Annotated in this window: 19 protein-coding genes and 5 pseudogenes; 8 read left to right on the top strand and 16 right to left on the bottom strand. The window is 59.9% G+C overall.

Features of this window, described 5'->3' with window-relative positions:
* Positions 1 to 442: 442 nt before the first annotated feature.
* From NKH60_RS30985 to NKH60_RS30975, 3 genes are read right to left on the bottom strand one after another with little or no spacing between them, the layout of a single operon-like run.
* Positions 443 to 943, bottom strand: a complete 501-nt coding sequence (locus tag NKH60_RS30985) for a hypothetical protein (RefSeq protein WP_352874570.1) — start codon at positions 941 to 943, stop codon at positions 443 to 445.
* Between the two features lie 59 nt (positions 944 to 1002).
* Positions 1003 to 2328: a hypothetical protein gene (locus NKH60_RS30980; protein WP_352874568.1), complete on the bottom strand. Its 1326-nt coding sequence runs from the start codon at positions 2326 to 2328 to the stop codon at positions 1003 to 1005.
* Positions 2325 to 4352, bottom strand: coding sequence for an ATP-binding protein (locus NKH60_RS30975; RefSeq protein ID WP_352874566.1), 2028 nt, complete (start codon positions 4350 to 4352; stop codon positions 2325 to 2327). The genes NKH60_RS30980 and NKH60_RS30975 overlap by 4 nt, the downstream gene beginning before the upstream one ends.
* A 147-nt stretch (positions 4353 to 4499) precedes the next feature.
* Here NKH60_RS30975 and NKH60_RS30970 point away from each other — a divergent pair, with 147 nt between their 5' ends.
* From NKH60_RS30970 to NKH60_RS30960, 3 genes and pseudogenes are all read left to right on the top strand, one after another.
* Positions 4500 to 5021, top strand: a complete 522-nt coding sequence (locus tag NKH60_RS30970) for a P-loop nucleotide/nucleoside kinase family protein (protein ID WP_352874564.1) — start codon at positions 4500 to 4502, stop codon at positions 5019 to 5021.
* Positions 5018 to 6621, top strand: a pseudogene (locus tag NKH60_RS30965) (ISL3 family transposase). Before NKH60_RS30970 ends, NKH60_RS30965 begins: the two are co-directional and overlap by 4 nt.
* 242 nt (positions 6622 to 6863) lie before the next feature.
* A pseudogene (locus NKH60_RS30960) lies at positions 6864 to 7650 on the top strand (transposase); the annotation flags it as partial.
* Between the two features lie 284 nt (positions 7651 to 7934).
* On the opposite strand, the gene NKH60_RS30955 reads toward NKH60_RS30960, so the two are convergent.
* The 9 genes and pseudogenes from NKH60_RS30955 to NKH60_RS30915 all read right to left on the bottom strand — a co-directional run bounded on the left by NKH60_RS30955 (position 7935) and on the right by NKH60_RS30915 (position 19065).
* Positions 7935 to 9338, bottom strand: coding sequence for a CapA family protein (locus tag NKH60_RS30955; RefSeq protein WP_352874562.1), 1404 nt, complete (start codon positions 9336 to 9338; stop codon positions 7935 to 7937).
* Positions 9339 to 9389: 51 nt separating this feature from the next.
* Complete coding sequence (locus tag NKH60_RS30950; protein WP_352874560.1) at positions 9390 to 10466, bottom strand: ABC transporter ATP-binding protein; 1077 nt, start codon at positions 10464 to 10466, stop codon at positions 9390 to 9392.
* Positions 10463 to 11464, bottom strand: a complete 1002-nt coding sequence (locus tag NKH60_RS30945; RefSeq protein WP_502907798.1) for an ABC transporter ATP-binding protein — start codon at positions 11462 to 11464, stop codon at positions 10463 to 10465. Before NKH60_RS30945 ends, NKH60_RS30950 begins: the two co-directional genes overlap by 4 nt.
* A 7-nt stretch (positions 11465 to 11471) precedes the next feature.
* Positions 11472 to 12353: an ABC transporter permease gene (locus tag NKH60_RS30940; protein WP_352874556.1), complete on the bottom strand. Its 882-nt coding sequence runs from the start codon at positions 12351 to 12353 to the stop codon at positions 11472 to 11474.
* 1 nt (position 12354) lies between these two features.
* Positions 12355 to 13296, bottom strand: a complete 942-nt coding sequence (locus tag NKH60_RS30935) for an ABC transporter permease (RefSeq protein ID WP_352874554.1) — start codon at positions 13294 to 13296, stop codon at positions 12355 to 12357.
* A gap of 6 nt (positions 13297 to 13302) precedes the next feature.
* A complete protein-coding gene (locus NKH60_RS30930) occupies positions 13303 to 14901 on the bottom strand; it encodes an ABC transporter substrate-binding protein (RefSeq protein ID WP_352874574.1) in 1599 nt (532 codons plus the stop codon).
* Between the two features lie 992 nt (positions 14902 to 15893).
* Positions 15894 to 18116: a N,N-dimethylformamidase beta subunit family domain-containing protein gene (locus NKH60_RS30925; RefSeq protein ID WP_352874552.1), complete on the bottom strand. Its 2223-nt coding sequence runs from the start codon at positions 18114 to 18116 to the stop codon at positions 15894 to 15896.
* A 75-nt stretch (positions 18117 to 18191) separates the two neighbouring features.
* A pseudogene (locus NKH60_RS30920) lies at positions 18192 to 18431 on the bottom strand (methylaspartate ammonia-lyase); the annotation flags it as partial.
* Between the two features lie 397 nt (positions 18432 to 18828).
* A complete protein-coding gene (locus NKH60_RS30915) occupies positions 18829 to 19065 on the bottom strand; it encodes a hypothetical protein (protein ID WP_352874550.1) in 237 nt (78 codons plus the stop codon).
* 288 nt (positions 19066 to 19353) lie between these two features.
* Here NKH60_RS30915 and NKH60_RS30910 point away from each other — a divergent pair, with 288 nt between their 5' ends.
* Positions 19354 to 19623, top strand: coding sequence for a hypothetical protein (locus NKH60_RS30910; protein WP_352874549.1), 270 nt, complete (start codon positions 19354 to 19356; stop codon positions 19621 to 19623).
* A gap of 28 nt (positions 19624 to 19651) precedes the next feature.
* Positions 19652 to 20095: a hypothetical protein gene (locus NKH60_RS30905; RefSeq protein WP_352874573.1), complete on the top strand. Its 444-nt coding sequence runs from the start codon at positions 19652 to 19654 to the stop codon at positions 20093 to 20095.
* Positions 20096 to 20712: 617 nt separating this feature from the next.
* Here NKH60_RS30905 and NKH60_RS30900 read toward each other — a convergent pair.
* Positions 20713 to 21057 (bottom strand): hypothetical protein, encoded by a 345-nt coding sequence (locus tag NKH60_RS30900; protein WP_352874547.1) that lies wholly within the window; start codon positions 21055 to 21057, stop codon positions 20713 to 20715.
* Positions 21058 to 21923: 866 nt separating this feature from the next.
* Between NKH60_RS30900 and NKH60_RS30895 the strand changes: the two genes are divergently transcribed.
* Positions 21924 to 22466 carry a GNAT family N-acetyltransferase gene (locus tag NKH60_RS30895; RefSeq protein WP_352874546.1) on the top strand — a complete coding sequence of 181 codons (543 nt, stop codon included), beginning with the start codon at positions 21924 to 21926 and terminating at the stop codon, positions 22464 to 22466.
* 336 nt (positions 22467 to 22802) lie between these two features.
* Here NKH60_RS30895 and NKH60_RS30885 read toward each other — a convergent pair whose 3' ends face one another.
* From NKH60_RS30885 to NKH60_RS30875, 3 genes are all read right to left on the bottom strand, one after another.
* Positions 22803 to 23048: a tyrosine-type recombinase/integrase gene (locus tag NKH60_RS30885; RefSeq protein WP_352874544.1), complete on the bottom strand. Its 246-nt coding sequence runs from the start codon at positions 23046 to 23048 to the stop codon at positions 22803 to 22805.
* Between the two features lie 543 nt (positions 23049 to 23591).
* A complete protein-coding gene (gene istB, locus NKH60_RS30880) occupies positions 23592 to 24350 on the bottom strand; it encodes an IS21-like element helper ATPase IstB (protein ID WP_352874571.1) in 759 nt (252 codons plus the stop codon).
* Positions 24350 to 24571 carry a hypothetical protein gene (locus tag NKH60_RS30875; RefSeq protein WP_352874542.1) on the bottom strand — a complete coding sequence of 74 codons (222 nt, stop codon included), beginning with the start codon at positions 24569 to 24571 and terminating at the stop codon, positions 24350 to 24352. Before NKH60_RS30875 ends, istB begins: the two co-directional genes overlap by 1 nt.
* A 563-nt stretch (positions 24572 to 25134) precedes the next feature.
* On the opposite strand from NKH60_RS30875, the pseudogene NKH60_RS30865 reads away from it, so the two are divergent.
* Positions 25135 to 26078 (top strand): annotated as a pseudogene (locus NKH60_RS30865) (IS110 family RNA-guided transposase); the annotation flags it as partial.
* A gap of 319 nt (positions 26079 to 26397) precedes the next feature.
* Positions 26398 to 26636 (top strand): annotated as a pseudogene (locus NKH60_RS30860) (porin); the annotation flags it as partial.
* Positions 26637 to 26914 lie beyond the last annotated feature (278 nt).

Here is a 26914-nt window from a genome sequence, read left to right as displayed (position 1 = left end):
TAATTCACCGCTGCCACGACTGACTTTTTGTCTTTACGATGATGTGTAATCGGTCAGTACTTCCAGGGCATGACCCAGCACCCGCTTCCGCATGCTCCAAGGTCATCCTTTTGGGGCCGACATATCGGTTACCGGTTACCCGCTCAATCCTGAGTTCTTGATTTTGGCGCTGGCTTCGGCCATGACGCCGTTCACACCATCAGTGTGAGGGACGACCGCCGCTACGCCAAGCAGGCCGCGAGGGAGCGCGCCACTCACAACGCCGTACCGCAGCGAGCGGCTTGCTTGGCGGCCCGTTACCCCATCTATGCCGTCAAGGTTTCCGGCGTGCAGCGTAAGGATCGCGACGAGCGCGTCGCCGCATTGCCGCCACGCTTGGCTTGGAACAACTGCTCGACCGCAAGCCTTCTGCCCTTTCGGGCGGCCAGCGCCAGCTTGCCCATCAGCCATGATACAGAACACCAATGATCAGACGCGCACTCTGTATGCGGTGAAAGCCAGGCTCCTCCTTCCCCACCGCGATGACCTGCGATGAGCCTAGACCGCCTATGCTCTCGAATTGCCGTAGGTGAGATAAATTTCCAGGAAATGCAGGACCAACTCGCTTGAAGATACTGGATCCGTCATCGAGCGTTATCGCCACCAATGCTCCTCCTCGCTGATCCAGAGCACCCAGATCCAGACGACGACCGCCAAGAACAATCTGATTTGCAAGTGCCAGTGGGAGCGCACTGTGCTCCACTACCCGGAAACCCACCTCGACACTTGCAAATACGCGATCAGCGTCAATGGGAACCGGCTCTTCAGCTCCGGCTCCGATGGTGATGTCGTGATCGAAAATGATCCCAGCAACCTGGTGAATTTCGACTTGCTCCTCGGACAGGAATATCGACTTGGGTGTGCGGTTGCGTGGGTCGGGAACTTCCGCTGTGAGACCAATCATTTCGGAGGTAGTGCCGCGAACTAACCTGCGCGCATAGATGTCGCTGCCGTGGCGTGCGATTACCAGCCGTCGGTCTGCTGTTGGGCCTGATATCGCCTCAACGATCGCGATTGCACCTGCCCAGCGAATCCAAAATTGTTGCGCCGAAGCATGAAGGCGGCCTTGCCGTCAAGCACTTTAGGATCAACCGGTTCCGCCACATCCTGTGATCCCCCGGTCGGAGAATGATCTGTGAAGGCCGCGAGATCGGGATAGATCAGAATTGAGGGCATCGAGCCGTTTGTGATCGGCCGAAGGGTAGGTGGAGTGTCGATGTCCGATTGGTTCGGGAGGGCATCGCGCCGCCTCCATCTGTAGGCTTCCTCGTTCATCTGTTCGACGAGTTCGACCAACTCCGTTAGCGCGTCAACACAAGTTGCGACATCGGAGGCCCTGATCTCACGGCGTCTGCCATGATGGGCTTTGTTCATCAATTCCAGAACAGGGGAATTGTCGACCAGCGCCTGGTGCTCCACAAATCTGCGAAACACATGAGCGCTGAACATGCCCTGCGGGCTTCTCTTCACGATAGACCGAAGACGGGCTAAAAATCCTGCAAGCGTCGGATTGGGATTTTCCTTTGCCCATGCTGAATGAGCTGGATCATCAAACATGTCGCCAAGCTTCGATTCCAGAAACACGCGACACTCGTCTGCGAAGTCGCGCGCCGGCTTCTCGGCACTTCGATCTGCTTCGAATTGCTTTCGTCGCTCGATGATTGCAGGCAAGGGCGGAACCGTCCGAACGACCGGCTGCTGCAGGGTTGCCGGGAGCACCTCAAAGTGTTCAACGCCACCGACACCGGTGACACGAGAAACACGCCCGGCGAAGCGCGGATCGTAGGACGCCACGATCAGCTGCGCGCCAGCCTTCACGAGCTGCCCGAGAGATGCCGCTAGACGTTCGCGGTTCTCGTCGTCAAGCAACTCTTGGGGGTCGTCCAGGAGCAGCGTGTGAAGTCCACCGCGCTCATTCAAGACGTGTTCCCAGAACGCCAGGAAGAACCCAACCAAGCTCGCACGCAACGCGGACGCGTTCGTGACGTGTTGGGCTGGAGCCGACACGCCTCCAGACCGGACCACGAGATCGATCTGGCCTTTTCGCCCCATGCCGGTATCGACAAGCTCGTGCGCGGTGTCGGGGAAGGCGCCTAAATAGATGCGATCTCGCCAGGCAGCAGCATCTTTCGCCAGCGTCCTACGCAGCCTGTCGACCTGCAGGCCGGCCAGGTCACCCAGCATAGCCAGTTTCTCTAACGCCTCGACTGCAACCTTATACTCGGCAAGCCGCTTTTCGGCATCGCGCCTGGTTTTGAGATGGCTGGTCAGCCGACCACCTTGCGTCAAGGCGTCGGAAATTGGCTTCGCGCCTCTGACGGTCGCATCCAGGTCAAGCAGTTGCCGGTAAGGGTTCGGCTCTCGGCTGGCTCGCCATCCTTTGGCGTCCGACCAAGCACACGCGCGACGATTTCGCGGGCGAGCGGATCGTTGTCGTGTCGCCAGCGGGCAAAGCGAAGGGCCAAATCCAGCCGCTCGAGAGCCTGTCGCAACGCTTCGCAGTTTGCCGGAAGGGTGATCGCCATCGCCGGCTCCAAATCAGAGCGTTTTGCGATCGTTTCATCGAAGATGGCGGCCGTCCCCTTCTTCAACTCGGACAAGACGCCCTTAAATGCACCTTGGGCGAAGAGTTCTTCGACTATCGCGCTGCGAAGCAGATCGCAGGGATGCTCTGGAAGGTCGGACGACAGCTCCTTTTGCAGGGGTTCGGACAGGCTGCTGATCAGATGATGGATCGTATTCTCGGACCATTGCCGTAGGGTTTGCGACACACGATTCGCGTCGGTCTGCGCATCATGGAGGTGCGCCGTCACCGGTCGACCGGTAACCGGATCGAGCGCGTCGTCGAGCGGGTGAGAACAAACGACGCAGATGGCCTGTCGTCGTTGCGGATCGGGATGATCGGCGATCCAGGTTACGACGCGAGCGTATAGCCGCTGGCGCGCGGCGACCGAAGGATCCCGCGCCAAGGCCTCCAGCGTCTTAGCCTCCGCGAGAATTTCGCTGATCCTGCCTTTTGCTGCGGCAAGCACCTCAATGGACAAACTCCGAAGACCATACAGCCTTGCCGCGGAAGCGAGCCGCGGCAAGGCTGCCACTGCATCCAGCGCGCGCGAAATATTCTTTTCTAAATCGGTGCGAAGGGCAAGGTCGGCCGGGTCAAACGCTTGTCCGAGAGTCGTTCGGGCCGACTCGAATGCACGAGATTTCGCGGTCTCAAAATGCTCGGCAATGCGAGCTAGGGTCAGTTCCATCGTCTTGTCTTCGGACGGCGCAGGTATCGTGAGTTCGGGTCTGAGGGAGGGATGGGCTTCCAACTCCTTCTCCAGATCTCCTTTTGCCATATTGTATCCGGTGTCGGCTCGATCGCGGTCAGCGGTTCTGGTCTTTATAAACTCTCCGCTGATCTTTGTTTTCGACCTCCTGCAATGATCGGCGAGATCCAGGAGAGCAGAGAGACCGGTAAGTTGACAGACCGCCCAACCCAGTTCCGATTCTTTTCCGACCTCGATAACGGGAAGTAACCCCGGCATGATCGTTCCGATGCGAAGGGCGATTGGGTCGATGTTGAACATCGACAAGTCAGGCGGGGTTTCCGTAAGCTTGCCTTGCGCCGAACGTGTTTGGCTACGGCGAATAGGGGGCAGGAGCGCGCGATCTTCATCAGCAAATGTCAGTTCTACCCACGTGTCCGTGGGAACCCATGCCTGGTCGGGTCTGAAGCGGTCGACGTTCGGCATCGGTGTCACGGGTGACATCCGGTGTGTGGTGGTCGCCGTGCCCCCATCTTCGGCTATCACCCAGCAGTCGAAATCGGTGTTGGCCTTTTCAGGCTCTCGCTGCGCCCGCAAGAGTTCGCCTGTGAGTGCCCAAATGATGGCGTTCGCGAGTGAGGTCTTGCCTGAACCGTTTCTCCCTTCGAAGAGGGTTATCGATGTGCCGAATTCATGCACATAGTTCTCGGGAGCGAGTTCCGGTGTTCCGAACTTGTGCAAGCCAGCAAATCTGTGTGCCTCAAGCCTCTTCAGACTGAGCCGGCGGGCAGTCGCGTTGGCGGCCCGGAACGGTAGAGCCGCCACCTCCGGCGGATCCTTGGCAATTGCACTAACAAGATCCTCCGCGTGGGCCACGCTAACGTTTGCCGTCCACGTGTTCGGACCTTTCTGACGGTACCATTGTAGTGCGCTGCGGCTACGGTCGTCCAATATGAACGGATCGTCTTCACCGGCTAGGATCGACCTTCCGCTAACGAGATCGGCAACCAACGAGTCCAGGGTGTGTAGGTGAAGCGGCCTGGGTTCGAATTCCGCCATTGCGTCCACCTCTCACCGGACGATGTTCGCTAGAAAGCAAAGCGTCCTCCACATGTCTGTGAATTCTCAACTATCCAGACTAGTTCAACAGCCGAACCAGTGCGAGTGAACATAGGCCGGCGTGCAGTCAAACTGGGTCTGGCCCGCATGACGACGCTTCATCTCATTTGTGGGCTACCTGATTCAGGCAAAACCACCCTCGCCCGCAAACTCGAAGAGGAAGGAGAAGGAACCCGCCTCTCGCCCGACGAGTGGATGCTGGCACTTGGATTCGACCTCTACGATGAAACATCGCGCGCACGTGTCGAGCAACTGCAGTGGACCCTTGCCCAGCGACTCCTCGCCAGCGGCACCAGCGTAGTCCTCAAGAACGGATTTTGGACGCGGCAAGAGCGCGATGACTATCGATCCGTCGCCGTGGCCATCGACGCGACGACTCGCATCCACTACCTTGCTGTCCCGATCGAGGAGCTGAAGCATCGGATCATAGTTCAAAACCGAGCCATGCCCGCTGGAGCCAGCGTAGATCCGAATAATCTCGTCGCTTGGTCGAAACTGTTTGAGCCGCCCACGCAGAGTGAACTCAACGCCTATGCGGGCCGCGTCGGCACGGGCATCACGGTTCCTGTCAATCGGCGCACAAAGTTGGGTCTGACTCAAATTCGATGATTTTGCATGACGGCGTGGTGCTGTTTTCTGAGGGGAATCAGCACCATGACGAACATTTTGCGTTTGTCGTCCTGATCCCGGCCGGATTGATCGTCGAGAGTACCGCCGAGGACGAGGACGTGATCGTGATTTCAGCGCGCGCTGGGGTCAAAGAGCGGGTTTGTCCGCTGTGCGGAAAGTCATCGAGCCGTGTCCATAGCCAATATGTCAGAAGGGTTTCGGACTTGCCGTGTGCGGGCAAGAAGATTGAGCTTCGACTGGTCGCAAGACGCTTCGTCTGTAGTGCACCACTGTGTCGACGACAGATATTTGCCGAACGGTTTGATGACGGGATTGTCGCGGAGAGATCCCGCCGGACCTCGCGTCTGGAATGTGTCGTTCACCACTTGGGGCTGGCGCTCGGCGGCAGGCCGGCCGCCAGCATTGCCAAGCGGCTGATGGTGCCGGTCAGCAATGATACTCTGTTGCGGGTGGTACGACGACGAAGCTGCGTGCGAACCGATCCTCTCAGCATTGTCGGCATTGACGACTGGGCCTTCCGCCGCAACCATCGCTACGGCACCATCGTATGCGATCTGGAGCGGCGACGGATCGTGACACTGTTGCCGGACCGGGAGATTGCGACCGTCCAGGCATGGCTCACCGATCATCAGGAGATCGGAACAATCGCACGTGACCGCGGCGGCGGCTATGGCGAAGCGGCGGCGAAGGCGTTGCCGCGCGCGATCCAGATCGCCGATCGCTGGCATCTCATGGAGAACGCAAGTTCTGCCTTCCTGGATGCCGTCCGCAAATCGATGCGTTCTATCCGTGCCGCGATCGGCGCCACCAAGGTCGATCCGGACCTGCTCACTTGCGCCGAGAAGCTGCAATATGAGGACTATCTGCGGCGCGAGGAGACCAACGCCGTGATCATGAGGCTCGCTGGCGAAGGCGTTTCCATCAAGGAGATCGTGCGCCGAAGCGGCCATAGCCGCAAGCTTGTCCGCCAGGTGATCCGTGGTGAGCGGACAGATGTGTTCCGGGTTCGGCAGAGTTCGCTCGATGCGCAACTGCCATTGCTGGATGAACTATGGTGTCCGGGCTGCCCCAACGGCCCCGAGCTCTGGCGGCGGCTGCAGGCCAAAGGCTTTCGCGGTTCCCTGCGCGTGGTCGCAGAATGGGCAACCCGCCGACGGCGGGCCGAACGCGTTTCCGATCAGCAACTGCAAAAGGTGCCGTCGGCCAGGACGATCGCGCGGCGGATGACGACAGCCCGGGACCATCTGACCAAGTCCGATACTGTGACAATCGCTGCGATCGAGACAGGGGTTCCGCCTTGGTCGAAGCACGTTGCCTGATCGAAAGGTTCCATTCGATGGTCCGCAAAAGGAACGAGGCGGATCTTGATCCATGGATCGTCGATGCCAGCACGAGTGTCATCGCGTCTTTCGCCAGCGGTATCACTCGCGACCGCACAGCCGTCCGTGCCGCGATCACCGAATCCTGGTCAAACGGCCAGACGGAGGGCCAAATTACGAAGCTCAAGCTCGTGAAGCGCCAGATGTATGGGCGCGGCAAGCTCGACCTCCTGCAAGCCCGATTGATCGGTGCTGCATGAACGCAAACTTCATCGAGATTGCGTCAGACCCCTTATTCCACGCCGAAACACACTCCAAGCCGCAGTTCCACGTTGAAAGCAAAGGCGTCGAGCAGGCACCCGGCCGCCCGATGCCCCCGTCGGCAAGAAGTCCGCGCCATGGATTTTCGATCGGGCGATGCGTTCGCGCTGGAGGAGGTGCTGGCCGAGCGGAGCGGGGAGCAATTCGACTGCGTGATAAGTGCCGTCCCGATGTGTCGCCGGTGGCCAAGGCAGCGGCGGTGCGGGCGGGCCGCTATGCGCATGCCCGGCAGTTCCGCCGGATGCGTCGCGAACTCAAGCGCCTTCGCACCTATCTCGGCCGGGTGTTCCGCGACGTCGGCCGCAAGATCGCCGGTAATGTCGAGCTCGAGGCCGGATTTGCCCGGTTGCTCGGGCTCGTCGAGCGGCTCTTGGCGCAGAAGCCGAAGGACAGGAACAAGATCTACTCCCTGCACGCGCCCGAGGTGGTCTGCATCTCGAAGGGTAAAGCCCGCAACCCTTACGAATTCGGCTGCAAGGTCGGGATCGCGGCAACCAACCGCGAGGGCCTCGTGCTGGCGGCCAAGGCGTTCGAGGGCAATCCGTATGATGGCCACACGCTCGCAGCAACGGTCGATCAGGCGGTGGAGATCGGCCGCGTCGACCATGGACTGCATCTACGTCGACAAGGGCTATCGCGGCCACGACTATGCCGGCTCGGGACCGGTGATGATCGCCGGCCGCAAGCGTGGCCTGACGGCCACCATACATCGGGAACTGAAATGGCGAGCGGCCATCGAGGCCACCATCGGTCACATGAAGACCGACGGCCGACTGGACCGCAACTTCCTCCTCGGCCATGCTGGCGATGCGATCAATGCGCTGCTCGTCGCCGCAGGCCAAAATCTGCGCCTGATCCTCACGGTTCTCGCTCTTTGGCTTGCCTGGTGCCTGCAAGCACTCCAGCCGAAAACGGCGAAATCGGATGCTTCCACCCGTCTTCACGCGTTCGGAATATCAACGCCGTAGCCGTTATTCAGGGTCGACTATTTATTTGTCTCAGTCGAGGGTGCACTCCAGGCGAGCTGCTACCTCAATTTCCTTACCGCCGCTCAATCAATGTGACAGCACCTCGTGGCATCTATACCCGAGGCCACTCATCGCGACCTCAGTTTGGGGGCCCCCAAAACATCAAAATCGCACCCCAGAACACGGTCTCCCTCAGATCGAAGTTTGCAAATTGGCCCATCCCTGTGAGATGTTAGCGGATCCCGAAATGCACCAGTTCGGCCAACTCACGCCTCCTATCCGTGTCATCGTGGTGAGCTGGGCGGCAGTCGGATGACTCCGACGTTGTTGTCGATGGCGATCTCGGTCCCAAAGGGCTCCGAGAGCTTCTGCAGGCGCTCCAGAATGGCTTGTGCCTGCGGGGCGGGGGCGAGCCGCGGGACCCCCCGGTTGGCGAACCTCTTCAAGTAACCGAGCTCAATCGGATAAAGCCGCAATTCGGCAAGCTGGTTCTGCTCAAAGCGGCTGACGGTGATGATGCTCTCATAGTAGACTGGGGCGGAGAGCGCATTTACAAACCCCTCAGCCCTCGGGTACCCTTTTGCTTCCTCTTCGACTGTCACTTCGGCATCCGTGTCGACCCGTGGGTCCTTGCCGTAAATTTCGAACATGTCAGCCCCCACAGGGGTTCGCAGTTGATCATAGATGAAATTCCCCAAGCTATAAAAGATCGGCCGGCCCTTGTAGATCTCGATGCCTCGCAGTAGGTGCGGTCCGTGTCCGACATATGCGTCCGCTCCGGCGTCAATCATTCGACGCGCAAATGACTGCTCGTAATCGGCGGGCTCATGGCTCCAGTTCCCGGGCTCGTGGGCGTGGTTCGTGGCAATGCAGAAGTCGGAGAACTGCTTGCCGCGACGAATGTTTCGGAGAATGTCGGCGACATCGCGCGGGTCTGCTTCGAAGCTATAGCCGGCTTTGTCGCCCGATTTGAAACTCACCCCAGCGAGCCCAAGCCGGTTCAGGTCCTTATAGTCGGGACTTGGATTGGGCAGCGAATCCCGCACTTGCCGCAGATTTTCGAGCATCGTCGGTGGCACTACGATGCTTTCTGTCAAGCGAAGGGCGTAGAGTCCTGGCCTGCCGGGCGCCTCGCCGGCGGGATCGCCCGCCCGAGACATCGGCGTGAACGATGAAGCAAGCGACACCAACGCCACGCGACCTCGGACAGTCTCCAGAAAGCGAGCGGCGCCGGCTTGTGCGAGATTCTCGCCCGCACCTGCATGAATGATACCGTTCTGATTGAGCACCTGGCTCGTCTCGCGCATACCTTCAGGGCCCCAGTCAAGGGTATGGTTGTTCGCGCGACTCATCAGGTTGAACCCCATCGCCTTCAAATCAGGTCCAATCTCTGGCAGGCTGACAAGATATGCACCGCCATACTCAGCCTGGGGACTTCCCCTGAACGATCTGATATCGAAGATGTTGGTTTCCAAGTTGCCAAACGTGACATCGGCATCACGAAGGATCTTGATGATGCCGTCAAAGCCGGGATGTTGGTATTTCGTCAGCGGTCGCGACAGGATGAGGTCACCCACTGCTACCATCGTGAAGCCGTCCGCCACGTTTGTTGCAATCGATCCGACCGTATCATAGCCGCCATCCTGTTCGATCAGATGAAAATCGTTCTCGTGTGAATGCTCTTCCATAGTCCTTTTGCTCTCCTTTTCGCTGAATTTGGAATGATGTTTGGTGCCCCGTCAGCGTTGTACTTGAGTTCCTCGATCGGGTGAAAGAGGCTCTGACATAACCACACGACTGGGCGAGACATTCGCCGCCGCAGCTAGCTCGGCCGGTATGCCTGTAGCCGGAGCGCGCACATGACAGGCCACGACGCGGCCGTCAGCCATCGGCACCAAGGGAGGCACGTCGATGCGGCAACGCTCGACCGCGAGCGGACAACGCGGATGAAACGCGCACCCGCTCGGCGGATTGATCGGGCTTGGCACCTCGCCCTCGAGCGGCGCCTCCAGCCGAACCCGCGTCGGATCCGGAACCGGAGCAGCCGCAATCAGCGCCTCGGTGTAGGGGTGCACCGCCTTTGCGAAGAGCGCCTCGCTCGGGGCGAGTTCCACGATCCGCCCTAGATACATGACCGCTACGCGATGCGCGATATGCTCCACGACGCCAAGGTCATGCGAGATGAAGACGAAGGCGATCCCCATCTGCTGCTGGAGATCCAGAAGCAGATTCAAGATTTGTGCTTGCACGGATACGTCAAGGGCTGAGACTGCTTCGTCGGCGATGATGAGCGAGGGGTTGAGCGACAGGGCGCGTGCAATGCCGAGCCGCTGGCGCTGACCGCCCGACAATTCGGAAGGCAGCCTGTGCATCATCTCAGGCGACATCCCGACTTTTCGGAGAAGATCCGCGGCGAGTGCCTGACGCTGCTTGCGGCTGAGACGTTCAAAATTCTCGACCGGTTCGGTGATAATTTGCCCAGCCGTGAGGCGCGGGTTTAGCGACGAGTAAGGATCCTGAAAGACCATCTGCATCCGACGGCGCCACGCGTGAAGCGCGTCCTTCTTGAGGCCCGCAATGTCGGTCCCCTCGATCAGCACGCGGCCACCCGTCGGCTCGACGAGACGCATCAGGAGCCGCGCGACGGTGGACTTACCGCAGCCGGATTCACCGACGATACACAGCGTCTCGCCCGCCTCGACGGAAAAGGACACATCCTCCACCGCCCGGATCACCGGAATACTTTTCTTGAAGATTCCTGAGCCAAGCGGGTAGTGCTTGGTCAGGTTCTCGACTTTCAGCAGAGGACCACTCATGCGCCCATCACCTCTTCGGCGCGCCAGCAAGCTGCGGCGTGGCTCGACCCGACATCACGCAGGGCGGGTGTCTTCTCGCGGCAAATATCGACAGCGAACGGGCAGCGAGGCGCAAAGCTGCAGCCCACAATGGGCTCGCGCAGGCTTGGGACAATGCCTGGGATTTCCGGAAGGCGGCGCTGTCGGCCGCGCCGCGGATCGGGCACCGATCGCATGAGGCCTTGGGTGTAGGGGTGGGCGGGCCGCGCGAACAAATCTATCACGTTCGCTTGTTCTACGATCCGGCCAGCATACATCACGATCACGCGCTGGCATGTCTCGGCCACAACACCCAGATCGTGCGTGATAAACATGACAGCGGTTCCCGTGCGCTCTTTCAGATCGACGATGAGCCGCAAGATCTGTGCCTGGATGGTGACATCAAGCGCGGTGGTTGGCTCATCGGCGATCAACAGTTCTGGCGAGCAGGCAAGAGCCATGGCGATCATGGCGCGCTGGCGCATGCCTCCCGACATTTCGTGGGGGTAATTGTTGACGTGACGCTGGGGGTCAGCGATGCGCACGAGACGGAGCATCTCCTCGGCCTTCGACATGGCAACGGACCGCGAGGCCTTGGTGTGGATCTGCACCGCTTCGGCTATCTGGTGGCCAACCGTATAGACGGGGTTCAGGCTCGTCATCGGCTCCTGGAAGATCATGGCGATCTGGTCGCCGCGGATCTTTCGCATCTCCCGATCGGACAGCTCAAGGAGGTCGCGCCCGCGGAAGCGGACCTCGCCGCCAACGGTCTTGGCGGTCAGCTTCGGCAGCAGGCGAAGGACCGACAGGGCAGTGACGCTCTTCCCGCAGCCGGATTCGCCGACGACCCCGAGCGTTTCGCCTTTCTTCACCTGGAAGCTGATGCCGCCCAAGGCGCGGGTGACGCTTTCCTCGCCGTAAAAGTGCGTCTCAAGGTCGCGAACGTCGAGAAGCACATCATCCTCTGCAGATTCTCGCATCAGCATGTCAGCGTCTCCGCTTTGAGCGGGGATCGAACATGTCGCGCAGGCCGTCGCCGAGTAGGTTGACGGCAAGGACCGTGACGGCAAGGCAGATACCGGGGGCGAAGATCGTCAATGGGGCGATGGCGAGATACAGGCGCGAACTGGCGATCATGTTGCCCCAGCTCGGAATCTCGGGCGGCACGCCCACGCCGAGGAAGCTCAGCCCGGCCTCCGTCAGGATCGCACTGGCGCAGACCGTAGCGCCCTGGACCATCAGCGGCGGAATGGTGCTCGGCAGGATGTGTCGCCACAGCACTTTCGGCAGGCGCGCCCCGCCGCAGACTGCGGCCTCCACATAGGGACGGTCGCGAACACCTAGAACCACAGAACGAACCAGCCGCGCGACGGCTGGCGTCTCAGGGATGGCGATGGCGACGATGAGGATGCCGATGCCGGGTCCCGTCAGAGAAATGAGGGCAATGGCCAGCAGAATCGTCGGGATCGACATCAGGCCGTCCATGATCCGCATGACGACGTTGTCGAAGCTGCGGCTGTAGCCGGCGATGACACCGATCAGAGCCCCGGCAAGTGCTGCGCATGCCGCCGACATCAATCCGACCATGAGGGAGATCCGGGCGCCGAAGATCGTTCGCGCAAACACGTCCCGGCCCAGATTGTCGCTCCCGAACCACATCTCGGCCGAAGGTGGCTGCAGGCGCTTGAACGGATCCATGTTGACCGGATCGCCGGCGTAAAGCGGGGCGGCAAGCGCCAGAATGATCAGGAGCGCCAACAGGCCGCCGCCGACGAGCACCAGCGGGTGCCGCCTTGCCAGACGGGGAAGATCGGATAGCTGCAGCCGACCCATCGGCATGGCTTCAACTGGTGCGGAGAGGAGCGTCATATCAGTACCGGATCCGGGGATCTATCAGCGTGTAGGCGAGATCGACCGTGAGGTTGATAAGGACGTACAGACCCGAAGTCAGGATGAGCACGCTCTGAATTATGGGATAGTCGCGATTGTTGATCGCATCAACGACCAGACGGCCGATCCCAGGTATGTTGAACACCGTTTCCGTAAGGACAACTCCGCCGATCAGACCTGCGAAGCTTATGCCGATCACGGTCAGGATCGGGACACCCGCATTCTTCAAGGCATGGTGGAAAAGCATGGCATAGGACGAAGCGCCCTTGGCGGCGGCCGTTCGCATATAGTCTTCCGACAGAACTTCGAGCATGCTCGCCCGAGTGACCCGGGCGATGAAAGCGATGTAAGAAAGACTCAGAGCCAGGGTGGGCAGGATCAGGTGCACAAACCAAGGCCCGAGGCCACCATCGATCGGTACATATCCCTGGACCGGCAGCCAGTGTGTCTTGATAGCCAAGAAGTAGATGAGAAAATAGCCGACCACAAATACCGGGACGGAATAACCAAATGCCGAAAACGCCGCGAGGAGGCGGTCGACGAGCCCGCCAGTTCGCCACGCGGCAAGGATCCCGAAAGAGACCCCCACCGTCACCGAAAGGATCATCGTCAGGATCGACAGGGAAAGGGTCGGTTCAAGCCGCTGCGAGATCAGCTCGAGAACCGGTCGTCCGGCAAAGATCGAGGTGCCGAAATCGCCGCCGAGCGTGTCGCGCATCCAATGTATGAACTGAACCGGCATAGGATCGTTCAGTCCCAGCTGCTCGCGGATGGCGGCAATCATCTCCTCGGTGGCGGACCTGCCGGCGATCATGGCTGCCGGGTCGCCGGGCGCCAGCCTGAGAAGCAGGAAGACGAAAACTCCGACCATCGCCATGACGGCGATGGTCGAAATCGATCTGCGGAGGATATAGGCGGCCATTGCGTCTCAGGCCTTTTGCATGTTCCACATCGGGATGAGCCCCGGCATGCCGATGAGGCCGGTGAGTGCCTTGCGGCGAGCGATTGGCGAGACAACTTCACCCAGCAGAACGGTACCCACGAAATTCCAATATTCTTGTTGCATCTTGCGGGCCAGTGCCTTGCGCGCTTCAAGCGTTTCGACATCCGCCCATTTGGCGCGAAGAGCCTCATATTCATCGCTCTTCGGCCAGCCGTACCAACCCTTCTCACCATTCGCGCTTAGAGTGGGGCTGCCGACCGGATCGCCGCGTTGGTAATCGGACTCGCTCGAGATGAATATGCTCCAGCCGCCGTTCTCAACGGAGCCGTTGTTTGCGCGGCGCGCAACAAGGCCGCCCCAGTCGCTTGGTGCCAGCTCGGCATTAATCCCAATATTACGCAATGTGGCTGCCAGAAGCTGAGAGGCATTGCTAGCTTCCGCCCAATCCGTGGACTGCAGGATAACGACTTTCTCGCCTGCATAGCCGGCCTCGCTGAAGAGCTGCTTGGCCTTTTCCGGATCGCCACCCTTCTTGTACCATCCCGTATTTTCGTCGTTGGAATAGGGCGTATGGTTTCCAAATATCGAAGTGACGGTGCTGATGTATTCTGCGGGGAAACTGGTACGCATGACTGCCTCCTGATCGACCAGGTGAAGCATCGCTTGGCGCGCCTTGATGTTGTCGAACGGCTTCTGCAGACAGTTCATGCGCATGAAGAATACAATGCCCGACTTGTCTAGAACCTGAAGTTCAAGGTTGGGATCGCTCTTGAACGCTGGGTAAAGATCGGCGGGTGGCCCTGAGACGAAATCGACCTCGCCCGACTGCAAGGCCGCAAAAGCAGTCTGCTGATCGGAAATATTGTCCCAGATGACGCGATCGACGTTCACGACCTTTCCGCCCGCCAGTCCGTCGGACGGCTCGCTACGCGGTACGTATTTTTCATTGCGGTCGTAGGTGAAGCTCGCTCCCGGCTTGGCAAGAGCCTCGTTGAACTTGAAGGGCCCCGATCCGATATTCGCGGTCACCTGCTCTGTCGCAGGGCGACTCGCGTCCTTCTCGCGCATGATGTACAGGCACGGCGCAGACACTTTCGCCAGGATGTCGGTCAGAACCCCAAGCGCCTCCTTGAGCGCGATGGTGAAGGTCTTGTCATCCTTCTTCGAGATATCCCTGGCTCGCGCCATGATCAGTTGTCCGCCGGGATCCACCTGGCCCCAACGACGGATCGAGGCCACACAGTCCGCCGCAGTGACGGGGGTGCCGTCGTGCCACCCCAAGCCATCCCGGAGCTCGAACGTATAGGTCTTCTTGTCGTCGGAAACGCCCCATTTCCCGATCATTTGCGGCTGCGGCGTCAACTTGGAATCAAGGGCAAACAGCGTATCGTATATCGCCAGGCCATGGTTGGCGGTGATGGTAGCCGTCGTAACGACCGGGTCGAACACACTGAGGTCACCCATCACCATCCGGACCGTCCGCGCTACGCTTGGCGCTGTCTGTGCTCGCAATACAGAAGGGATCGACATAGCCGCTCCGGCGGCCAAACCCGTTTTGATGATTTCACGTCGAGAGATTGTCATGTCCATTTCCCCTTTTTCAGTCGCGCGGTTCATCCACGCTGGTCTGATCGATGAATACCGAGAGGAGCATTCATCGGCCTATGTTCAGTCGCGTGGCTACCTACGTCAAATTCAGTTTGAGTATCTTTCCCATCTGGTTTTGAGATAGACCCAGCGGCCAGCGGGCTAGCTCGGTATCCGTATGGATTTCCCCAACCTACGGAGGCGAACCGGCGGCAAGCACGCTCTGGAGCCTCCCTTGAGAAATTCGACCCCAATGCAAACGAGGCGCTCGCCATATGCCAGGTAGAGCTCCTACGCAGGGCCTAGGCGTTTTGTCCGTCGAGCCTAAAGCGTGTCCAGCATTTGCAGCGTACGGCGTGAGGCCGTTGAGGGCCTTCGGGGGAATTTGTAGCGAAGTCGGCCAGATGGCTGCGCAACTGGTCGTGGCACCAGCTTTTTATCCGCGCCAGACCTCGACTCTGTGGTATTCAGCGATCTGCTGTCGCAAAGGTTCTGTAACTTTAGTTGAAGGATTGCAAACCTTTTGGTTGCCGGCGGTGTGACGCGGAGCGTCTCAACGAATTTCGGTGGGGGCCATGTCCCAGCGACGCCCTTTCAGCGGGGCTATGGAGTGATCAACATGGCGTTATATCGCAACCAACTCATCCGCGGCCCACGCCGGATGGTTACGGTCCAGGGATGATTGGTCTTGGTGAGCCGGCGCTTGGCTGACGCATCCTTGGGACTGGATCATTTGGGCGGAGTTGTCCTGCCCGTTCAACATGTCCTGGAACCCGGCTGCAGCTTCCTGTGCGCTTTACTCCGGCAGGCCTGCCTGCGGGACTGCAGATCGTTGGTAAACGTTTCGACGATCTGAGCGTGTGTTTGGTTGAGAGCCGCGGTCGCTTGTTATTCGAGGGCTGAAGCAGTTCGGACGCCGCCGAGGCCTGCAACACGCGATCCGTACAGCGGGCCCATTTGTTTTGTTTCTGGGGGGCAGCACGGCGGTCTCAGCCGGGGGGTGTTGCGCTGAACCTGCGCACGACATTCTCGAGCATGCGTGAGACAGGTCCCTCGAAGCCGTTCCGCCATAGACTGCCGCAGAAAGTGATCGATCCGACTGAAAACACTGCCCCTCCCTTGGGTTTGTCGAAATAGACGATCTCGGCCCGCAAATGAGGCTCATTGGGCAGAACTAGCCGGGGCGGATCGCCCTCGAACGTCCTCCGACGCACAATATGCTCTTCTGGAACCAGCACGAAAGAAGCAGGCTCATATTCCGATCGGGCAAGGATGATCGCATTCTCCGGCGTCCCGAGCGCGGGATCCGTGCAGTCGAGCTCGTAGCCCGCGGCGCCACCACCCGAGAGGCCGTAGTCGCCGATAATGTCCGCCTCGATCCCTTCGAAAATCCAGGCATGGGCCGGATCGCGCGATGCCGGCAGGCGGCGAAAATGCGTGCCCTCGAATGCGCCTTGCCCCACGAAGCCGACACCGACGAGCATCTGCGGCGGGCGCCGGTTGCGCCTCCACAGCCCGCCCAACTGACCGTCGAGCGCATTAAAATATTCGCCCGGCTCTGCGGCCCACAGGCGCATGCCGCCCTCGGCGCGCCTGAGCTCGAAGAGATGCGGTATCTTCTTGTCGCGCGCGATGCGCCAATAGAAGCCGTTGCCACCGAGATAAGCGAGCCTCCCGCCGTTCTCCGTATAAGCCTGCAAAGCATCGAGCGTTCCCAGTGTGTGATATTCGGGATGCGAGCCCGTCAGCACAGCGCGGTAGGGCGTGAGAAGCGCAACGCCCTCGTCATCGAGATCCTCATCCGTCACAATATCAAAGGGAAAGCCTTTAGCCTCGAGCCAGGCGAGGATATGCGTATCGGCCGGGTAGTGCCGCAATCCTGAGCCACGCTGATCGTTGATCGAAACGAAACCTGGCCGCATCGTCAGCATAGGGCGATGGCGCGAAGTGAAGGCTACGCCGCTTCCGTCGCGATGGAGGTTGTAGGTCGAACCTCCGTACTCCGGATGCTGATCGGGATTGTACGGATAGGCGCCCCATTCCCGGACACGCTCGTGATAAGCGGCGTCGGCCCCGCCGCGCCGATCGTTGGCGTAGGCCTGATAGGTGAACGTCGGAGCAAGAAATGCTATCGGCGCGAAAGGCCCCTGGCGTTTTGGGAGGACGTAGAAGGGCAGCCAGTCCTCACCGTCACGGCAGGTCAGGTGAAACGCATAGGCGCCGCTGCGCATGTCCTCCGGAACGGTCCAGGTGAAATCGGGCTGCCATCGGCAATCATCGAGATCGTCATCGTGGAAATGAATGGCCGCGTAATCGCGCGGTGCGTTGCGCCAGCACACCTCTAGCCCGCTCCATTTCGCGCCGACCACTGCGCGCATTGGCTGGTTGACAACCCGCCCGTGATATTTCCCGGGCCCCACATCAATGACGTTTGAACTGTCGATGCCGTGCGAGAAGTCCCAGGCGGCGAGCACTTCGCCACCCAGCCGTTCCACCTCCGCCAATGGATTGTCGAAGGCTTCGACGCAGCCAAGCAAAATCGCCGGATCCTCAAGCTTGCCCGTGAAATGGCGCTGCGGCGCGATCGCTCGCTCGGCCGCAAAGAGGACTGTGCCCGAAGAAGGCAGGCTCACGCCTGCGGCATGTCTATTGACCTTAACAGGTTCGCCTTTGTTGACTGGCTGCTGCCCGAGCACGACGCGTCCGGAAGCTGGGTCAATAGCGAGCCAGAGGCGATACCACGCTCTCGGTTTGAGTGGCACCTTCGTTGCAAGCTCAAGCGACCCCTCGGGCCATGCAATTGAGGCCTCAGCGCCAGATGGGCCGATCGAAAGAACGACGGCGTGGTCGCCGGCCTCCTCGGCTAATACGGCAGCCGAAGGATCGACCACGCCCGGCTGGACCAGCAGCGTCCAGGTGCAGGCCGCTCGTGGATTCCTCGCGGGCCCGGTCTCAATGATGCCATAAGAGCCGAGCCTGACCTCCTGCCGGCACCCGTCATGGCTTTGATCGAGAAGATGCGACAAGTCCTCGAAGCGCATTCCCGGCCCCTGAGGATTCGGATCGGCGCTGATAACGCGCAGAAGACGCCGGCGATAGGGGCCAGGCTCCTGTAGGCTCACATGTGCGACGAATGTCTCCCCCGGGCGATGCGAGAAGCGGTCGAGATAGCCGGTGATCGGGATCTCCCTGAATGGTTCAACGCTGGCCATTAGTACATTCCCCAATTTGTATTGTCTTTGGCCGCCTAGTGCCATTGTTTATCCGATGGTCAATTGCCGTGCTTTTCATCTAATTTTTTCGTTTCGAGCCTGACGACGGTTGAGCATCGCCAGCAGCCGATTTTGTTCATTCCCGACGATCGAGAGGCCCTCGTCGACACCCATTCCGGGCTTTGCAAGCATCATGTCGGCCTGGGTTGCCACCGATACGTGGACAGAAGCTTGGGCGGAGAGATCTGTCTCGGTACAGCTTCCTCCGACATACGCGCCTACCTTATTCGCCTTGCAGACGAGAACTGCGCGCGCCAGCCACTCGATAAGCCATCGCGCGACAAGTGGCCCCTCCAGTTCATTGCCATGGCATCCGCCAGTGACAAGGAGGCGCGGCCCTTCCCCTTGGCTGAAGACCGGGAGCGAAAGTTCTTCGCAGTCGGCACCTCCCGGGACGACAAGATGCCCCCTACCCACGCCGGGTTTATCCAGATCGAATGTAAGGTGTGGTATTCCGTTCATAGTTCAACCTATTGCGGGTATTCTGGCGACCTTGGCGCCGGGTTTGCGATAGCTGTTGCGCGTTTGCGTTCTTCCGCTCTGGAAGTATGCGCCACACGGTGTTCAATTCGCCAATATAATGTCCCGGACGGGGCCATCGCGTTTTTAGATGGCCGCCGCCTGCTTTGGTGAAACTACCGCTGCTCGATGTTCACAATGAAAGATGGGGGTAGCCCCGGCAGACAAGCCTGTGCGCTTCCTTGATTGCGTCGGTCCCACTGCGCCGGGGCCGATGGCCATAGACATCATCCTCGAAGTCCGCCTCGAAGATCGCTTCCAGCACCAGCTTGGCGGCGGTCACAGCACTTTCGGCAGGCGTGCGAAAACAGCGCTCGCCAATAGCCCCCTGAAACAGCGCAAGCTTGACCTGAAACGAAACCCAATCCAAACATCAACGAGATCCAGGATCAGTCCGAAAAATGGCCGGCTTCAAATCGGAACACCGGCCGGAACGAAATCGGAATGACTGGCCGGCTTCAAATCGGAATCGATGGCCGGCTTCGTCGGAATACGCACCATAAGGCGTGTCAGGTCTTTTCTCATTAGGCTCTCCCGTTCACCGCTAAAAGATGAAGCTCAAGCCGAATACATGGCGTGATCGCGGAGCATCCAGCACTCAGCTAAACTGCTGACGTTTGGTATCGCCATGTGGAGAATGGAATGATGAAGCACTTTGTTGGTTCTGGATGTTTCCCTCGACCTGACATCGGTATGCGTTCTTGACGAAGAGGGCGCCGTGGTTTGGCGTGGCAAGGTAGCCTCACCACCTGAAGCCTTGACTGAAGCCATTCGCAAGCATGCACCGTCAGTTGTGAAGATTGGCCTGGAAACAGGACCGTTGTGCACCTGGCATTGGCACGCCCTCCGCGAAAACGGCCTTCCTGTCGTCTGCCTTGATGCCAGGCATGCTAAGGCGGCGTTGTCGGTTCAGCTGAAACAAGACTGATGACAATGACGCCTACGGCTTAGCTCAGATTATTCGGAGCGGCTGGTATAAGGAAGTGGCGGTCAAGAGCCTCGACAGCCATCGTGTGCGGACGTTGCTATCTTCCCGTGCCCAGCTGGTTAACATGCGCCGCGATCTCGGAACAAAGATACGTGGGCTTTTGAAGACATTCGGCAGGATTGTGGGGAAAGTCAGTGGAAGGAAATACGAGGAATGCGTCCGCGAGTTCTGCGCGGGGGTCCCTGGGGTTGAAGAGGCTGTTTCAGTGTTGCTGTCTGTCCGCGCACAGATTGAGCAAGAAATAAGAACGTTGGAGGAGTACCTCCTCGGGTTCGCCAAACACAGCAATCCTTGCCGCCGGCTGATGACGGTGCCCGGCATTGGCGTATTGACGGCCGTCAGCTTCGTCACGGCGGTGGATGGTCCAGCGCCTTTGTCCGCTCATCGGGTGTGGGTGCCTACTTCGGCTTGACGCCGAGACGGTATCAATCGAGAGAAGTCAATCGTGACGGGTCTGTGTCAAAATGCGCCTCACACGCAGCTATCTCTTCGAGGCTGCAGGTACTCTCTTGGCTCGGGTCGGCAGATGGTCTGCGCTCAAAGCATGGGGCGCGCGCCTGGCTCGCCGGATAGGCAGCAAGAAAGCCCGTGTGGCCGTCGCCCGCAAACTGGCAGGTAATCATGCATCGGATCTGGATCGACGGCAGCGAATTTCGCTGGTCGAAGAAGGGGGCGACCAAGTGATCACCAGCTAAGCCCATAGCAAAATCCGCCCTTTTTTGGCGGTGTTATGTCCCTGCCGGGACGATGGCGTTGGTGAGCTCGTAGATGGGGAGGCAGCCCTGACTTAAGGTACTGCGTCGATTACATTGAGGCACCCACGTCCCGAACGCTAACATGCGGCGACCTTGTGTTAACCGCGAAGAGAACCACAGAGCCGGCAGGAACATGGATACGCCGAAAAGGAGCTTGCAATCAGCTCCGCGATCAGAGAACCCCATCTGTTCTTGCCTGCCGGCGCCTACTGGCTCATGTGGGGCTTGCGCGCCGCGGACAGAGGAATCGGTGAGTTGGATTTCACTGGTTTCGTCACGCCAAGGCTATTAGTATTGGTCGATACCCAAGCCTGCCTGCAGCAATCCCTCCATAAAATTCTGATACGAAGCCATAGAACAAGTTACGATGCCCATCGGGTAGTGGATCCACCCCCGCTGCACCCCATTTACCAGTCGACGAGCGCCGTTTCCAAGGGCTGGCCGAAGGACTGCAGCTTGGAAATAGCGCCATCACGTTTCCCCCAGTTTCAGAGGCGAACATCTTAGCGTCCATGGTGTTCAGTACATATTTGAACAAGCTTCGCCTATCCGCATCGGGTGTCTGCCCTTCGTCGTCGAGCAGAGATTCGAGTTTGGCACGACGGGCGAGCGTCGTCATTCGACGTTCGTGTTGCCGCGTTGCGCTGTGTACGGTTGAAGAGGTGCATGTTCGGAACCCGACAAACTGAGGCACAAATATTCCGCCGTAGCGGCGCGAAACCCATGGTTTTGCCCCTCTTGCTCGCACGTCCTCTTCGGTGGCCTGCCTATTGCACAGGACACGGCGAACGAGCCATTACGACCATAGCGGTCTCGCAGTCTCCGACCCAGGAGGTCTACATGAAACTTGTGCGAACGATCCAAATCAATGCGATAGACACTGCACTGTTGAGTGCGGCCCCGCCAATATTGCCGGTTGAGTATTCGAACTATTGCCATCGCCGTTGCTGCGAGGGCGAGGTCCTCATGCGCCAGACGGAATACTGGCTCCAGGCGCTGGCAGGCTGGGCGCTGCTGCAGCTAGCTAAGATCGGCGACGCGAACTCGTGGGAGGCTGATCTACGCGATATCGAGCGGAGCAGGTCGAGCGGTTTGCGAGCTGTTTGCAGCAGGCGCTGGGCCAGATGGCGGCCGACCGCGGGCAGCGAGTCTGGTCGGCTCCGCTTCTGTTGGCGAAGAAACGGCCCCGTCTTCTGGTCGAGTCTCCGCAGGACCGCTACATTTACGAACTCTTTGAGCGCAGGCGCACCGGGATCCGGTGGCGATCGCGGTCGGTCACGAGGATCCGGACCTGGCTATCGAGTCGAACACGCGGGCGACCTTCCCGGTGCCTCGCGCTTGCGCGCCTCAAGCAGCTTCCCCCAGAACGGCCCGAGGCCTCACACTGCGGTCATGAATTCATCGAGGGGACGCGCGTCGTTACCGAGGGTGAACTGTAAACCAAGCGCAGAAATTCGCGAGGAGCTGTCCAAAGGAACGAGTCCGATGATCAATATCCGAAAAGCGAATAGCGCCGATGTTGAGGCAATCTCGCAGTTGCACATCGGGAGTGCCCAGCAGACCTATGCCCATATCATGCCAAAGAGCTATCTTTTCGAGAGAATGCCGACTGAACTACGTCATGATTGGCAGGAGCGATTAGTGAATCCCAGCAAATCCGAGCAGCATCTGGTTCTTGTCGCGGAAACCGCAAGCCGAGAGGTCTGTGGTTTGCTTGCTGTAGTTTTCGATGATACGGACCCATGGGGTGCCTTTATCCCCGCTCTTCACGTCGCGCCGACCGAACAACGGCGAGGGATCGCGCGCAGGCTGCTGATGGAGGCGGTAGCCCAGTTCCCCAGCGGTTATGCTCAAAAAGGGGTTCATCTCCTGGTCTTCGAACAGAACCTCAATGCCCGTGCCGTTTATGATCGGCTTGGCGGTGTGGTGAAGGAACGAGTGAAAGAACCGGCCGCGCTAAGATATGTGTGGCCCTCCCTGAGCGCGTTTCGTTGGCAGGTCGCTCAAATCGAGCGGCCGGCGACTTGAGATAGCTTTCCGCGCCGTACACCAGTTTTACCAGCTTGAGCCTGGTGATCTCACCCTCGGTCTGGCCGTTGGACCATGGTTTGGTGATCGCCGCTCGCACGGCTGTGCTGTCGCGGATGACGCCATCGGCAAAGGCGCATTGCCGCACGTTTCCGGCGCACCGGGTCCGCTAGCATGCGAGCGATCAGCTGTGCCAGCCGCGACAGCGCCTTGCCGCGCGGCTCGCAGGCTCTCTCAGGCTAGTTGCGGTCCTAGGCTTGCCGTTCGGCGACGAGAATTGCTCTCTACGGTCAGTATCAACCCCTTCGCTGCGGCACTATAACCGAGCACATCATATCACGCCCTAGATCTACAGGAGCGCGATGGCAACTTGAGGCTGACGAATGACCTGCGGATGCAATCGAGCGCGGAGGCGGTCTCCGGCAGGCCGGTCAGGGGCACGAACGAGCAGGCTTGCGTCTTGCTGTGACGGACACGGATGGCTTCGGTCCGCCAGTCGATGTCCTCAAGCCGCAGGTTGCGGATTTCTCCAGCCCGCAGTCCATAGGTCGCAAGGATTTGCAAGATCGCATGGTCCCGCACCCCGCCGGTGTCTTGTCCGTTCTCGCGGTTTCCAACACCGCGGCGATCTGGCTCCGCTCCAGGATCGAGGGCACCCCTTCATAGGCGTAGAGCAGTGGCGCGATGACATGTGGTGACTGGTCGGTCGCAATGTGGCTTGCCCTATGGAGATAACGCAACAACGAGCGAAGCCGCTCCGCTACAGATTTCAGCGAGCAGCGTGTCAGCTTCAACGCACGCAGGTCCATATAGCGGTCGATGTCGCCGATGCTCAGGTCCATTAGGCCTTCGACACCCCATCGTTCGAGTTGCCAGCCAAGGAACTGTCGAGCCTCCCACAAGAAAGCGTCGATGCTGGGCCGGGCAAAGCCACGCTCCTCGTGAAGCCAGGTCTCATATTCGTTGCAGATTGTAAATCGCAGTGCACCGGCGGCGCAGTGTCAAGCGAAGTGAGGATTTGACCCCCAGGGCGAACTGAAGATTTGACCCCCTCATTGCTTTGCAGTTTCGTTGGTGTCGGGGGGGGGGGGGGGGGGGGGGGGGGGGGGGGGGGGGGCGGGCGCATCAAAAAAACCCCCTCAACCCCCGCTTTTCGCGAAGCCGGTAGCTGTCACCGCGGATGGTGATCACTGTCGAATGATGAAGCAGGCGATCAAGGATCGCGGTCGCGACCACGGGATCGCCAAACACGCTGCCCCATTCGCCCACCGAGCGGTTGGAGGTGATCAGGATCGATCCCCGCTCATAACGCCGCGACACCAGCTGGAAGAACAGATGCGCGGCGTTGGCTTCGAACGGGAGATAGCCGAGCTCGTCGATGATCAACAGTTTCGGCCGCGACAGGGTCGTCAGCTGCTTTTCGAGTGAACCGTCGTCATGGGCCTTGGCCAGCATCGCCACCAGCGTGGCCGCCGTGACGAACTGGACGCTATGGTTCTGCCGGATCGCCTCGCGCCCGAGAGCCACCGCCAGATGTGTCTTGCCCGTACCCGGAGGTCCAAGGAACAGGACCGTGTCGCCATGGGCAATCCAGCGGCAGGTCGCCAGCTCCCGGACTTGGCGCTGATCCAGCGACGGCTGCGCGTCGAAGTCGAAGCCATCGAGTTCGCGCACAAACGGGAACTGCGCGATCTTGCCTGCCATGGAGATGCGCCGCTCGTCGCGCCGCGCGATCTCGCGCGTCACCAGGAAGGCCAAAGCCTCGCGCAAGGTCATTTGCGAACGCGCCGCTTCGTCCAGCAGCGTATCGAGCTGATCCCGGATCGCGGTCAGCTTCAGCCGGTCGAGCTGAGCCACCAGCATCTCGTGATCGACCGTCGTCATCACCAGCTGCCTCCCACCAGTGCCTCATATTCGGCCAGCGGCCGCAACAGAGCGGAAGGCGCGGCGAACCCTTCACGCTGAAGAAGTTTATGCTCGTGCGCCGCGCGATCGGCAACCCATAGCTGGTTGACGCCATTGAGGACACTTCCCTTGGCAAGGTTCGGCGAACGACTTGCCGTAAAGCGATGCGCCGAGGCACCTTGCAACAGGCCGATGAACACGGAGGTTTCGGGCCATGACATTGGAACATGCAGATATGGTCGCCGAGTTAAGGCGTCGCCACGGCGGCGGCCGAAGATCCTGCAACCGTGCCCGGGCGCGTGCGGCAACGAACGTATGGCTTAATCGAGCGATCTCGGAAATAAAAGGCCCACGACAGGCTTTCAACCATTGTGATGAAGGAGTTGCAGTGCATTCTTGGCCATGGCGATGAGCCAACGGCTTCCGGGCAGGCTCCAACGGTTCAACCGGTCAGCGGGTCTGCCATGGAACTGTTCGTCGGTCTTGATGTTTCCGTTCACACCACCGGCGTCTGCGTAATGGACACGGGTGGTGCTCATTCGAGAGAGCAAGGTGGGGACCGAGCTGGAGGCGATCGGCGCCCTGCTTCACGCGATTAGCGGCCCCTACAAGCGCGTCGGCCTTGAGGCCGGTCCGCTTTCGCAATGGCTCTACAGTGGCCTGTCGGCAGCAGGCTATCTGGTGATCTGCGTCGAGACGCGGGCACATGAAGGCCGCGCTCTCGGCTCAGATCAACAAGACCGATCGCAACAATGCCCGCGGCATCGCGCAGATGATGCGCGTCGGGCTCTACAAGCCGGTTCATGTCGAGACCGTCCGGAGCCAGGAGATCCGGATGCTGCTCACTGCGCGCAAGTTCGTGCAGACGAAGATTCTCGATGCGGAGAACAACCTGCGAGGCCTGCTGCGCAACTTTGGCCTCAAGGTCGGAGCCGTAACCCGGCTGCAGTTCGAGCGGCGCATTATCGAGCTCGCGCTGGCGCAGATCATGCGCACCGGCTGGTACCGGCAGGTGCATGTCAAGAGCCGGCAATGCCGGTTGTGGCGCGCGCTGCTGGTTGCCCGCCGCACGGTGCTGAACGAGATGCGCAGCATCGAGAATGTTGTGCGCGCCATGCTACGCGAGACCGGCGTCAAGCTCGGTACACCGTCGCGCACCGCCTTTGCTGATCGCGTGCGCGAGTTGGCTGGCGCCGAGGTGATGGCAATGGTCGAGCCGCTTCTTGCGATCCTCAGCGTCATGCTGAAGGAGTTCGCCCGCTTGACCAAGCAGGTTCTCCACATCGTCCCCAAGGAGAAGTCTGTCGGCGGCTGATGAGCGCGCCCGGCGTCGGGCCGATCACCGCGCTCGCCTTCCGGGCCACCGTTGACCGGCCGGAGCGGTTCGGCTCTTCGCGGGCGGTGGGGGCGCATCTAGGGCTGACGTCGGCGCGCTATCAGTCGGGCGAGACCGACGTCCAGGGCAAGGTCAGCCGCTGCGGCGACGAACTCGCCCGCACCGCCCTCTACGAGGCGGCGCATTCGCTGCTCGTGCGCTCGAAGAGATGGTCGAGCTTGCGCGCCTGGGGCATGAACATCGCCAGACGCCGCGGCATGGCTCGTGCCCGCGTGGCGGTGGCCCGCAAACTGGGCGTCATCCTGCACCGCATGTGGGCCGACGCAACCGAGTTCCGCTTTGGAAAGGAGCCTGCCGCACTGGCAGCGTGACCGAGACAGATCAAAGGAGCAAGGAACACGAACAAAGCTTTCGCCCGAAAGGGCGATGCCCGGATCGTTCCGTGGGGACGATGGGCGAGGCGATCTCGTTGAGAGTCCTGAACCTGCCGAACTAAGGTTCGCAAGGTCGTGAACCAGATTGAGACGTCTCGCTCTCCTGATCCCATCATGCGGCGGCCCAAGCGCCGACCGCGAAGAGAATCGAGTGACCCGCGGAACGGTCCGAGAAAAGTGCAGGAGCACCTTGACCACGACGACCCCAATCAGAGAGGACTCTTAGACCATTGGCACGACATTATCGGCAACCTAATTCGACGCCGGCAACGGCTTCTCGGCCGTGGTTTCGCTCGAAGAAGGCTCAGTGGACGTCAACAATGTCTTCTACGTGGGCACGATCGACAGCTATGTTCCGCATGTTGTCCGGGTGTGCAGTACACGCAGGGCTGGGGCGCTAGCGTCGTCGCTTATGACAGCAACTTCGAAGAATGGGGCAAGGTTCGCGCTGACTTCAACGTGACCAGCGAGCTGTCACTGTTCGCCATGTTCGGCTAGCCTGAATTTCTCAAAGCAGGTGGTGCATCGGCTCCCTTCCGTGAATCCGTTAAGCCATTGCTGCAAAAGCAGTTTTACAGATTCGCAGAGCCGATGCACCACCTGCTTTGAGAAATTCAGGCTAGGGAACCCGCACGCAACATACAGCGCCTGGTATTTGCGCGGTATCGAATGCAGGAACGCGCACTCTTTTATGCGTAAAAGAGCGTGTGAGGTGTGCTGCTCAGCATTTCCGAACCTTGCTCTGTAACAAGAACATGCTCACTGGTTCCAAA

Source organism: Mesorhizobium sp. M1006, from assembly GCF_040318825.1.
Taxonomy (GTDB): Bacteria; Pseudomonadota; Alphaproteobacteria; order Rhizobiales; family Rhizobiaceae; genus Mesorhizobium.
This window is presented reverse-complemented; position numbering and strand designations above follow the sequence as displayed.